The sequence below is a fragment of the Sulfitobacter sediminivivens genome (genome assembly GCF_042611115.2).
GTDB classification, from domain to species: domain Bacteria; phylum Pseudomonadota; class Alphaproteobacteria; order Rhodobacterales; family Rhodobacteraceae; genus Sulfitobacter; species Sulfitobacter sediminivivens.
This window is the reverse complement of sequence record NZ_JBHGAR020000018.1, coordinates 52,301-64,084: the sequence shown is the minus strand read 5'-3', so window position 1 is coordinate 64,084 and position 11,784 is coordinate 52,301. Positions and strand designations below refer to the sequence as shown.

General features: G+C 57.8%; 12 protein-coding genes. 4 read left to right on the top strand and 8 right to left on the bottom strand.

Features of this window, described 5'->3' with window-relative positions; translation table 11 throughout:
• The 3 genes from ACEWL3_RS16405 to ACEWL3_RS16395 all read right to left on the bottom strand — a co-directional run.
• Positions 1 to 260: class I SAM-dependent methyltransferase (locus tag ACEWL3_RS16405; protein WP_435001202.1), on the bottom strand; the 260-nt coding region annotated here is incomplete at its 3' end.
• 255 nt (positions 261 to 515) lie between these two features.
• Positions 516 to 836, bottom strand: a complete 321-nt coding sequence (locus tag ACEWL3_RS16400) for a hypothetical protein (protein ID WP_386178723.1) — start codon at positions 834 to 836, stop codon at positions 516 to 518.
• A 99-nt stretch (positions 837 to 935) separates the two neighbouring features.
• A complete protein-coding gene (locus ACEWL3_RS16395) occupies positions 936 to 1,808 on the bottom strand; it encodes an NAD(P)-dependent oxidoreductase (protein WP_386178720.1) in 873 nt (290 codons plus the stop codon).
• A gap of 100 nt (positions 1,809 to 1,908) precedes the next feature.
• On the opposite strand from ACEWL3_RS16395, the gene ACEWL3_RS16390 reads away from it, so the two are divergent.
• Positions 1,909 to 4,374 (top strand): penicillin acylase family protein, encoded by a 2,466-nt coding sequence (locus ACEWL3_RS16390; protein ID WP_386178717.1) that lies wholly within the window; start codon positions 1,909 to 1,911, stop codon positions 4,372 to 4,374.
• Positions 4,374 to 4,937 carry a pseudouridine synthase gene (locus tag ACEWL3_RS16385; RefSeq protein ID WP_386178714.1) on the top strand — a complete coding sequence of 188 codons (564 nt, stop codon included), beginning with the start codon at positions 4,374 to 4,376 and terminating at the stop codon, positions 4,935 to 4,937. Before ACEWL3_RS16390 ends, ACEWL3_RS16385 begins: the two co-directional genes overlap by 1 nt.
• Positions 4,938 to 4,940: 3 nt before the next feature.
• Here the strand turns inward: ACEWL3_RS16385 and ACEWL3_RS16380 are convergent, their stop codons facing one another.
• The 5 genes from ACEWL3_RS16380 to trkA form a co-directional block, all read right to left on the bottom strand.
• Positions 4,941 to 5,342, bottom strand: coding sequence for a DUF2177 family protein (locus tag ACEWL3_RS16380; RefSeq protein WP_386178711.1), 402 nt, complete (start codon positions 5,340 to 5,342; stop codon positions 4,941 to 4,943).
• Between the two features lie 95 nt (positions 5,343 to 5,437).
• The gene (hflX, locus tag ACEWL3_RS16375; RefSeq protein ID WP_386178708.1) at positions 5,438 to 6,736 is read right to left on the bottom strand and encodes a GTPase HflX; all 1,299 of its coding nucleotides are present in this window, start codon (positions 6,734 to 6,736) and stop codon (positions 5,438 to 5,440) included.
• Positions 6,733 to 6,972, bottom strand: coding sequence for an RNA chaperone Hfq (gene hfq / locus ACEWL3_RS16370; protein ID WP_093915014.1), 240 nt, complete (start codon positions 6,970 to 6,972; stop codon positions 6,733 to 6,735). The genes hflX and hfq overlap by 4 nt, the downstream gene beginning before the upstream one ends.
• Positions 6,973 to 7,103: 131 nt before the next feature.
• Positions 7,104 to 8,642, bottom strand: a complete 1,539-nt coding sequence (locus ACEWL3_RS16365) for a TrkH family potassium uptake protein (RefSeq protein ID WP_386178703.1) — start codon at positions 8,640 to 8,642, stop codon at positions 7,104 to 7,106.
• Positions 8,643 to 8,666: 24 nt separating this feature from the next.
• Positions 8,667 to 10,043 carry a Trk system potassium transporter TrkA gene (gene trkA / locus ACEWL3_RS16360; protein ID WP_386178700.1) on the bottom strand — a complete coding sequence of 459 codons (1,377 nt, stop codon included), beginning with the start codon at positions 10,041 to 10,043 and terminating at the stop codon, positions 8,667 to 8,669.
• 152 nt (positions 10,044 to 10,195) lie between these two features.
• Here trkA and ACEWL3_RS16355 point away from each other — a divergent pair, with 152 nt between their 5' ends.
• Together ACEWL3_RS16355 and ACEWL3_RS16350 are read left to right on the top strand one after the other, a co-directional pair.
• Complete coding sequence (locus tag ACEWL3_RS16355) at positions 10,196 to 10,669, top strand: hypothetical protein (RefSeq protein WP_435001197.1); 474 nt, start codon at positions 10,196 to 10,198, stop codon at positions 10,667 to 10,669.
• Positions 10,670 to 10,759: 90 nt separating this feature from the next.
• A complete protein-coding gene (locus ACEWL3_RS16350) occupies positions 10,760 to 11,764 on the top strand; it encodes a nuclear transport factor 2 family protein (RefSeq protein ID WP_386178694.1) in 1,005 nt (334 codons plus the stop codon).
• Positions 11,765 to 11,784: the final 20 nt, after the last annotated feature.

The following is an 11,784-nucleotide window of genomic DNA, read 5'->3' as shown; positions in this document are numbered from 1 at the left end:
TCCTTGTCCGGGATAAAGTTCAGAACAAGCCCAGACACGACGACATCAGCGGTGCCATCATCCACCGGAATAGTGTCACCTGATCCTTGCAGGAATGATGCCCGTTCATCATCTGTTTCTTTCCGCGCCAGTTCTAGGAACCCTTCTGATGGTTCGACGCCAACAACAGACTTTGGGTCTCGATACTGCAGAATCTGCGACGTAAGCGCTCCGGTTCCACAACCAAGGTCAAGCCAGCGCAAACCTGGAGCTGTGTCCATCCAAGACAAGAACTTTTTGCCTGTCTTCCGACTCCACCTGCCAACATACATCTCGTATGCGTCGCCATCGGTCCATTTGTCCTGCATGGCCTCGTCCTTGCCGCTGCCTGGGTTCGCTAAATCCTAACACAGGCTATCTTGCGTGTCCGCTTTGGGCTCCAAACAATTATCTGACTGGTTTTTCGAAGTGAATCTGCACCCGCTGGCGTCAACGGTGGCTTTGCAGATGGTGCTGCCATTGCCTTGGTTCACAAATCAGAGAACGATTTGCCGCTTTTGCCATTTCGAAACGAAGTCGAAAATGTCTGGGGCAATGAGAACGTAGTCCTCTTCAATGCCATAGTACGCCCATACGCCCGGCTTGCCTTCGAGGAAGCAAAAGAAGATGCCATCGACGCCTGCGTAACCAAAGATCAGTTCTCCTTTTTCGAAGTCTGCCAACAGATTCTCAGATTGCAGCACGAACTGAATCTGGTTGTAGTCGTCATACAGGCCGTCCTGAAAATCAGTGAAATACGCGCCGCAATCCGGTTCCCATCGGCTTGCCTCAGCACGTGATTTTACTGGTGTTCTCACCGAAATTTCCAGTCCTGCAAAGACTCTCGCAACTAATGCTAGCCACGCAATCCAGTTTCTCCAATGTCTGATTGGGCCTGAAGCGTCCCCTGATATCTGCTACCCCATCGCCCGCAGCCGTTTGATCAGGCTGGACGTGTCCCAGCGTGCGCCACCCAGTTTTTGCACATCTTTGTAGAATTGATCGACCAACGCGGTGATGGGCAGGCTGGCACCGGTTTCATCGGCGGTATCCAGACAAATGCCGAGGTCCTTGCGCATCCAATCTACAGCGAAACCGTGGTCAAACTTGTCGTCAAGCATCGTCTCATAGCGGTTGGCCATTTGCCACGAGCCGGCGGCCCCCTGGCTGATCACTTCAACCACTGCACGGCCATCAAGGCCTGCCTTCTCGGCAAAATGCAGCGCTTCGGACAAGCCCTGCACCACGCCCGCGATGGCGATCTGATTACACATCTTGGTCATTTGACCCGCACCACTGTCGCCGATGCGCCGGCATATTTTTGAATAGACGTCCATCACCGGCTGTGCACGGTCAAACGCCCCCTGATCGCCGCCACACATGATGGACAATTGCGCATTTTCCGCGCCGGCCTGTCCGCCGGATATGGGCGCGTCGACAAAGCTGATCTGTGCTGCATCCGCAGCGTCGTAAAGTTCGCGGGTCACGGCGGCCGAAACAGTGGTGTGATCGACAAATACCGCGCCTTTTGTCATGCCCGCAAAGGCCCCCTCATCGCCCAGACAGACCGAGCGCAAATCATCGTCATTGCCCACACATGACAGTACAAAATCAGCATCCTTTGCGGCCTCGCGTGGTGTCGACGCGGCAGTGCCACCATATGACTTGGCCCATGCACGCGCCTTTTCGGCCGTGCGGTTATAGACGGTCACATCATGGCCCGCCTTTTGCAGATGCCCGGCCATCGGACCGCCCATTACACCAAGTCCCAAAAATGCGAGCTTTGCCATCTGCTTTTCCTTGTCATTCAGTTGCGATATTGCGAGACCCAACACCTAACACCTCATGCGCCTTGGTCAATCGGCGCCCTGCATTTACCCGGAGCAATCCATGGCCCTGATCTTTCGTTGGCTTGTGCGTCTTGCGGCCTTGATGATTGTGCTGACCGTCGTGGTCACGGGGCTGGTCTATTGGCTCGCCTCGCGGTCCCTGCCCGATTACAACGACGAGGTTGCGGTTTACGGGCTGACCGCGCCCGTGGAAATCGTTCGCGACAATGCCAATGTGCCGCACATTTTCGGCGCGGCGGATCGGGACGTGTACTATGGCCTTGGCTTTGCCCATGCACAGGACCGCATGTGGCAGATGATCATGCTGCGTCGCACAGCCCAGGGACGTCTGAGCGAAGTTTTTGGCACCGCCACATTGAACACCGACCAATTGTTGCGCCGCTTTGATATCTACACGGCTGCCGTGAGGTCGGTTGAGGCGTTGGATCCAAAGACCCGCGCCGCACTTGAGGCCTATGCCACCGGTGTCAACGCGCGTCTGGATCAGATCAATTCCGAAGCACTGGGGCGCGGTGCCCCTGAAATGTGGTTGTTCAACGCGCCAATGGCCCCGTGGAGCCCTGCGGATTCCGTCGCAATTGTAAAACTCATGGGTTTGCAACTGTCCGGCCATCTGGAGGCCGAAGTGATCCGGGCGCGGACCTCGCTCGCGTTGCCGGATCAAAAGCGTCTGGTCGATATTTTGCCAGATGCCCCGGGAACAGGGGTTGCCGCATTGCCGGAATATGCCGCGCTTGCCCCGGGTGTAAAACGCTATGCGGACAACATCCCGCTTGATCCGCATCCATTATCGCCGTTCAAACACCTGGCGTTTTCCGGGGCGTCAAATGCCTGGGCTGCGGCACCGTCTCGGTCGGCATCAGGCGGGACGCTTCTTGCCAATGACCCGCATCTTGGCTTCACGGCACCCTCGATCTGGTATCTGGCGCGGCTTGAACTTTCCTCTGGCGGGGTGATTGGGGCGACCATTCCGGGGATGCCGGTGGTCCTGACCGGGCGCAGTGCCGATTTGGGCTGGGGTCTGACCTCTGCCAATGTCGACGATCAAGATGTCTATATCGAAGAGATCAACCCGGACAACCCGGAGGAATACCGCACGCCGGACGGGTTCAAAAAGTTTGTGACCCGGTCGTCGATTATCACTGTCAAAGACGCCGATCCGGTGACCGTGACCCTGCGCTGGACCGATAATGGTCCGGTGTTGCCCGGCAGTCATTACAATCTGTCCTCCATCACGCCGCCCGGCCATGTCACATCCGTCAACTGGACCGTGCTAAGCGAGGAGGACACGTCACTGTCCGCCGCCTTGGCCCTGATGGAGGCTAAAACCATCGAGGATGGCATCGCCGCGTCGGCGGGCTATGTGGCCCCGGCGCAGAACCTGATGCTGGCGGACCGCAATCGCATCGCCATGAAAACCATCGGTGCCTTGCCGCGCCGGGATGCTGGTCATCAAAGCAAGGGCCGCATGCCCTCGCGTGGTTGGATCGCATCAAACCGCTGGGACGGCATCATGCCGTTCACCGCCAACCCCGAATTTGTCGCACCATCGGGTGGAATTCTTGGCAATACCAACAACAAGACCGTAGACCGACCTTTCCCCAACCATGTGTCTTACCTGTGGGGTGACACCCAGCGGGTGCAGCGCTGGCAACGGTTGATGCAGAACCGGCAGGTTCACACCCGAGACAGTTTTATCGAAGCGCAACTTGATACGGTGAGCTTTACCGCACGGTCGCTGTTACCGCTGATCGGTGCCGAATTGTGGTTCACCGGAGAGGCCGCGGCGGACGGCACTGCCGAACGGCAACGCCAGCGCGCCTTGTCCCTGCTGGCCGGTTGGTCGGGCGAAATGAACGAACACCTGCCTGAACCTTTGATCTATGCCGCATGGATACGGGCATTGCAGGACCGACTGATACAAGACGAACTGGGGCCACTTGCGGACGAATTCGACCATGTCGAGCCGCTGTTTATTGAGCGGGTCTTTCGTGACGTTGACGGTGCCGCGGTCTGGTGTGACGTGCTGCAATCGGCCCCGGTGGAAACCTGTTCAGACATGGCGCGGCTGGCATTGGATGATGCACTTTTGTGGATCAATGAGACGTGGGGATCACAGCTTGAATCCTTGCGCTGGGGGGACGCGCATCAAGCAACACACAATCACGCTGTGCTGGGCGAGGTGCCGGTGTTGCGGTATTTTGTGAACATCCTGCAATCGACATCGGGCGGCGACCACACCCTGCAGCGCGGGCGCACCAAAGGCACTGACCCTGATCCTTTCCAGAACGTGCATGGTGCGGGCTATCGCGGGGTGTATGATTTTGCCGATCCGGATTCGTCGGTCTTTGTCACCTCCACCGGGCAGTCGGGGCATTTCCTGTCGCGTCATTATGACGACATGGCCCAGCTGTGGCGGCGCGGTGAATACATCCCGATGTCGCTGGATGAGGGGCTTGCACGGGCGGCGGCGGTTGGGGTGACTGTGCTCACGCCTGCGCAATAATGAACCGCGTTATCCTATTCAACAAACCTTACGGTGTGCTGTCGCAGTTCACTGACAAAGGCACGGCAGGCACGGCGCGGCCTACCTTGTCGACCTATATAGAGGAACCGGGGTTCTATCCCGCAGGACGGCTCGACAAAGACAGCGAGGGGTTGCTGGTGCTGACGGATAATGGGGCGCTTCAGGCCCGCATCGCCCACCCCAAATACAAACGCCCCAAAACCTATCTGGTTCAGGTCGAAGGGACGCCAGATGCGGCAGCGTTGGAAGATCTGCGCAAGGGCGTGGTGCTCAAGGACGGCAAGACCGCCCCGGCAGAGGTGACCCGAATTGATCCGCCTGCCGGGCTATGGGACCGCGATCCACCGGTCAGGTTTCGCAAGTCCGTGCCAGATGCGTGGTTGCAGATTACCATTCGCGAGGGGCGCAACAGGCAGGTGCGCCGCATGACCGCGCATGTGGGGTTGCCCACCCTACGATTGATCCGCAGCCAGATCGGCGATTGGCACCTGAACGATATGCGCCCCGGCGCGTGGCGCTGGTCGTCTGAAACGGGGGGCTAGGCCTCAGGTCACGGCCCGCGCGATCCACACACCGCCCGTGGCCGACACCGCTGTCAGGCAAATCCCCCAGGTGAAATCAGTTGCCACCATGGCCCAGGTCCAGTCCTTAAGCGTCGCCAGATTGGTAAACTCATAGGTCCCATAGGCCATCGCGCCGATCAGTGCCGCATTGCCCACGACCCACATGAGGCTCTTGTCCCCGTCCAGCGCGGGCAGCGACACAAACCACAAAAGCACTGCAATGTAGAATGCATAGAACACAAATGCAGGCAGAACGCGGAACTGGTCCAGCAACAACCCGCCAATATCTTTTTCAAAGGTCGGCTTGATGAGATAGCTCAGGCCCAGATAATCGAGACCCAGAAAGATCGCGAATGTTGCGATGTATAAGATGATGTACGTCATTTGGGACCCCGGCAGATTGATGTCTGGGAAACGATATGGGGCGGTGCTTCGGGAATCCGACCCATATCGTGAAAAAATTTGGGAAAGGCATCAAACTACATTTTTTGAAACTGAGCTTCCTGAGCAGCAGACCAGCGCACAGTCAGATCAAAACCCTCATCTGTCTGGCGTTCATCCTCAACAACCTCTTGCGCAAAGAGCCATGCGCGTTTCTTGCCATCGGCAAAGCTCAGGGTGAGTTCCGCCTCGCGCACAGCACCCTGAAGCGCCTCCGCAATCACCTTTTGCAGCGCATCAAGCCCCTCGCCGCTGATCGCTGAGATTGCCAGCACGTTATCGTCCCGCTCAGCGCGGGCGCGCACCGCTTCGGCGGCTTCGGGCGGCAACAGATCCAGTTTGTTCCAGACCTCGAATGTCCGGGTTTCTGCGGGAACGCCCAGCGAAGCCAGAATATCGCGCACATCCTGCGCCTGTTCTTCGGTTTCGGCATGGGAAATATCGCGCACATGACAGACGATATCAGCGGCAAGCACCTCTTCTAGTGTGGCGCGAAACGCCGCAACCAGTTCGGTTGGCAGATCGCTGATAAATCCAACTGTGTCACTAAGGATAATTTCTGGTCCATCGGGCAGCACCAGCGACCGCATCGTGGGGTCCAGCGTGGCAAAGAGCATGTCTTTCGCCATCACTTCCGCGCCCGTTAACCGATTGAAAAGCGTCGATTTCCCGGCGTTTGTATAGCCCACAAGAGCCACGATCGGATAGGGCACTTTGGCACGCGCAGCGCGGTGCAGCGCGCGGGTTTTCACCACCTTGTCCAGCTGGCGGCGCAAGCGCACCAATTGTTCGTCGATGGCGCGTCTGTCTGATTCAATCTGGGTTTCGCCCGGACCACCGACAAACCCCAAACCGCCCCGCTGACGTTCAAGGTGGGTCCATGCCCGCACCAGTCGCGTACGCTGGTAGTTGAGGGCGGCCATTTCGACCTGCAACACCCCTTCGCGGGTGGCTGCGCGGTCACTAAAAATTTCTAGGATAAGACCAGTACGATCAAGCAGTTTGACGCCCCAGGCTTTTTCCAGATTGCGCTGCTGCACGGGGCTGACATGGCCATCGACCAATACCAGTTCGACCTCGGCCTCTTCCATCGTGTCGTGCAGTTCCTTGACCTTACCGGAGCCAAACAGCATCCCGGCACTTACCGTGCGCAGCGGCACCACATCTGCGCCAACCACTTCCAGTTGCGGCAGCGCCTCGGCCAATGCCACGGCTTCGGCCAGTGCCGGTACCGGGGCGCGACGGTCATTATCTGATTTTATCTCTGGATGCAGTACCCAAGCACGGGTGACGCGCGGGCCATCCGTGTCGTCAATCTGAAATGGTGCGCGGCTCAATTGGCGTCTTCGCCCTCGTAAAGCGAGATCGGCTGGCTTGGCATGATCGTCGAAATGGCGTGCTTATATACCAGTTGTGACTGGCCATCGCGGCGTAACAACACGCAAAAGTTATCAAACCAAGTGATGACACCTTGCAGTTTTACACCGTTGATCAGGAAAATTGTGACCGGAACCTTGGTCTTGCGCACGTGGTTCAGGAATGCATCCTGAAGGTTCTGTCTGTCAGACGCCATAGTTCAAACTCGCTTTTGTTCTTGCTGGCATCCGCGGACCGGAGACCCCCATTGGATTGAGTATGTCTTGCGTTGCAGCGAGTTTCCAGCCCAAATATCCTGCACCATGTGCAGATTGACGCCGATGCGTGTCAGGCGCGCCACAAGTCGGGTGTCAAAAGGGCAATAATCGCCAGTGTTTCAAGGCGTCCCAGCACCATAGCGCCACATAACACGGCTTTTGCAGTGAGACTGAGTTCGATCAGCTTGATGGGTGCATCCGCCGCATATTCCGTCAATGGCCCGGTGGTCGCGAGGCTGGATACGGACAAAACCAGCGCCTGCTCAAAATCTGTGCCCGCCAAAGTCAACAGCAAGGTGATGGCCGCAAGAGAGATCGCGAACAACATGAAGAATATCCAGGCAATAAAGGCCCCATTGCTTTGCAATCGTCGCCCCGACGCGCCCGCACCACTGACCGAACTGGGATGGACCAGCCGCTCCATCTCGCGCGAGCCATTCTGATAAAGCGCAAAGACGCGCAGCAATTTCACCCCGCCTGCCGTGGTAGCCACACCACCGCCGATCAGCGCCAGTCCCATCAGGATCAGTCCCGGCGTGGCAAGCCCGGACCAGCTTTGGGCCTCGCTCCAATGCTCAGAGACAAATCCGGTGGTCGTGAGAAACGACATAACCGTAAATACAGCGCCCCAGAACGCATAGGCCGCCTGCCCCAGGTTATCCATGGATTCAACATCATAGGCCCCCAGAAAATGCCGCCCAAAAAGGACAAGTGGCACCCCCATGACAATGAAAAGTCCAATCCGGAACTCGGGATCGGTCATCAGCCCGCCCTGGGTCGCGGTTACGGTGTCTTTGGAAAAGGTCAGGCGCGACAAGGCAAAGAGCATGAACAACAACATCACCGCCTCGCCCGCGACGCCGACATCTGACGTTTGCACCCCGCCAATCGGCGAAATGCCCGATGTCGCCAGAACTGACATAGCATGACACAGCGCCACCAGCGGTCGTTCGCCATTGGCCAGCAGCAAAAGCCACAGAACCAGCGTGAGTGCCACATAGATGGGCGCCAACGCCTGCACGCTGCGCGCCAGACGGTGTCTGGGGTTCATCGGGGCCATGCGGTTGCTGTCAGTCTGGTCGCGCCTGCCCGGTTCAGCCTGCGACGTCACCTCGAACCCGCCAAGGTGCAGCGGTGCCAAAATCGCCGATGCTGCGACCCACATCAACAAGCCCCCCATCCAGCCAACCTGTGCGCGCCACAAATGCAATGTGTCGGTCAGCCGGTCTGGATCGCGAAACATGGTGGCACCGGTGGTGGTAATGGCGCTCACCATCTCGAAATACGCGTGCAGAAACAGAGTTGTCGGCAGCGCCTCCACAAATGGAATGGCAAACAGGATCGGCAGGAACACAAATGCTGCAAACAGCGACATGAGCGGCCCCAAAGCACCGTGCCGGGGTGTGCGCCCCGCATGTGCAATGGCAATCATGGTGAACGCAATCACCCCAAGCAACCCGGCATAGAAAAACGCCCGCGACGCTTCAAGATCCCGCACCACGAGGCCGTAAACCGCAGGCACGATCATCGACGCCGAGGCGATGCCAAACAGCAGCAAAAACAGCGGCAGTTGCAGCGTCGTGGCGCGGATAAAGCTTTGGCGGCTCACAGCGAAACAGTATCCCTCTTGCGGTTAAAAGAAGTCGATGGAAACTTGCATCAATTGTTCAACCTTCGGCACGTCCTCAGCCAATGCAAAAAGCGCGATAACATCGCCTTCATCAATCCGGGTTGATCCGACGGGGCGCATCACCTTGTCCCCCTTGCGCAGCATCCCGATCAAGACGCCTTCGGGAAAATCGATCTCTGACACCTGTTTGCCGGCAATCGGCGAGGTTGACAGAACTTCGGCCTCGATCACCTCCGCCTCTGCATCCCCTATGGAATAGACGGCGCGGACCCGGCCATGACGGATGTGGCGCAAGATGGAACTGACCGTGGTGGCACGCGGGTTGATATAGGCGTCAATGCCAAGCGGTGTCATCAAGGGAACCAATGTCGGGTCGTTGATCAGCGCAATCACATACGGGCAGCCTTCGGCCTTGGCGCGCACGCACGCCAGCATGTTGGTTTTGTCGTCATCTGTAATTGCCAGCATTGCATCGGCGCGTGCAATCCCCGCCTCTGCCAATAACGCCGCATCCAGACCATCACCGTTCAGCACGATCGTGCGTTCCAGCGCTTCCGCTGCACGTTCGGCACAGGCGCGGTTTTTCTCAATCACCTTGGTCCGTATTCGGGTTGGTCCCGCCTCAAGATGCTGCGCCACGGTCAGGCCGACATTGCCGCCACCCACCAATACCACACGCTCCTGTTTGGTGGTCTTCTTGCCAAATATCTCCATTGTGCGGGCAATGTCGTCTTTGTGGGAAAAAACATAACAATCGTCACCGGCAAAAAGCTGATCCTTGGCCTCAGGGGCAAAAAGCGACCCATCCCTGCGCACGCCAACCACCACGGCGCGCAAGGTTGAGAACAGATCAGTCAGCTGGCGCAGGGGCGTGTTGATCACTGGGCAATCGCCGCTGATCGTGATGCCCAGCAAATGCGCCTTGCCATCCATGAACACTTCGGTGTCGAAGGCCGCGGGGGCGGCCAATCGTTGCAGGGCCGCCGCTGCAACCTCTTTTTCCGGGCTGATCACCACATCGATCGGCATGTGATCGCGGCGGTAAAGATCCGAGTAAATTGCATCGAGATAGGATTGGCTGCGCAGGCGCGCGATCTTGCGGTTGATCCCAAAGACCGAATGGGCGACCTGACAGGTGACCATGTTGACCTCGTCGGAATGGGTCGCGGCAATGATCATATCCGCATCCCGCGCGCCCGCCCTGTCCAGCACGTCAGGATAGCTCGCAAAGCCTGCGATGCCCTGTACATCCAGCGTATCGGTTGCACGGCGCACCAGATCGGCGTTGTTGTCCACAACGGTGACGTCGTTTTTCTCACCGCTGAGATGGCGTGCGATCTGCCAACCGACCTGTCCCGCGCCGCATATGATCACCTTCATGACTGCACCTTTTGTCGTTGTTGCATGTCGTCCTTACCGCGTGCCGGGTCGAGCACCCACAGTACAATTGGGATCGGTTAGAAGCCAAGACGCAGGTCAAGGCAAGGGGCAATAGAATTGTGCTCCGCGCTGATTTGGTGCAATATGATGCCATGAAACATTATCATTTGATGGCGCTCGCAAGTGTCTTGATCCTTGTCGGTTGCGCACCGCTTAACACCTATTACAAACCCGGCGTTTCGGTGAACGCGCTTGAGAGACAGACAACCGCCTGTCAGACGCGTGCCCTGCGCGAGGTGCCGTCGTCAACCCAGGTGCGCCGCATGCCGCCGCGCTATATTCCGGGATCCCGGGCCTGCAACGCGGCGGGCGCATGTGTCACAAGACCGGGCCGTTATATCCCCGGTGAGCTTGTGACCTTTGACCCCAACGACGGTCTGCGCAAACGGGTCGAGGCGCAATGTATGGCCGACAGAGGCTATGCCCCGGTGAGCATTCCGCCCTGCCCTGATGCCATTGCACGCGCCGCGCCTGCACGGGCAACAACCACGCTTCCGAACCTCAATCGCAATTCCTGTGTGATCCGGAATTCTGACGGCTCTTTTCAGATCGTGACCCGCGGTTAGGTTTCGCTGGGACGCCACCAGTATTCGCTGGTGCACACGTGTGCATGAAACTAGTGTTGGGGGGTGAATCACCCAAAAAAGATCTGTGTAATGTCCCAGCTTCAAGATGCCAAAGTATTGGTTCAGGCGCATTATGCCGCGCTGGAAAAAGCCACCCCAGAGACAATCGTGCACGTTCTGGCAGAACGCTGCGCTGAGACTTGCATCTGGCGCGGGGTGCATCCGTTTGAAACACAGACCGGTCCCAATGGGGCCGCTGAGGCGTTTTGGTCCCCGCTTTTGCGCAGTTTCACCAGCCTGCAACGCCGCGAGGACATATTCTTTGCCGGATTAAATGAAATTGACGGGTTCAATTCCACATGGACTGTGTCGATGGGGCATTTGATGGGGCTTTTTGATGCGCCTTTTCTGAACATTCCCGCCACCCGCAGGATCGCGATGCTGCGCTATGCAGAATTTAACCGCGTTGAAAATGGTCGGATCGTCGAAACGGCGATGTTTTGCGATCTGTTGCACCTGATGACACAGGCGGGCGTGAACAGGTTTCCAAATCAAACAGCAGCGCATTTGGTGCAGCCCGGCCCACGCACCCATGATGGGCGCTTGTTGGATGCCTGCGATCCACCCGAAGGCAAAAAGACCCTCGCATTGATTGACCGGATGATCGGGGCCATCTCAGATGCCAATGAAAACCCGAAAGAACGCACGCCCCATGAAGAACTGTCTGAAAACTGGACCGAAGACATGCTGTGGTGTGGGCCCGAAGGCATTGGGGCCACCTATACGATTGATCGCTACATCGAACAGCACCAAGGCCCGTTTCGCCGCCACATCAGTGACCGAGTTTTCAACGGGCACCTCTGCCGGATGGCTGAAGGCACCTATGGCGGGTTCTTTGGATGGCCAAACCTGACGCTGACCAATGCCGACGGTTTTATGGGCATTCCGGGCAATGACACCCGTGCCGACATGCGCGTTGTCGATATTTACCGCCGCGCAGGCGACAAGCTGGCAGAAAACTGGGTGTTTATCGACATGCTGCATTTTCTAAAGATGCAGGGTGTCGATGTTCTGGGCGACCTCGGCGCGGGCTGAGCAGTCTGAAGCAAAGCGTC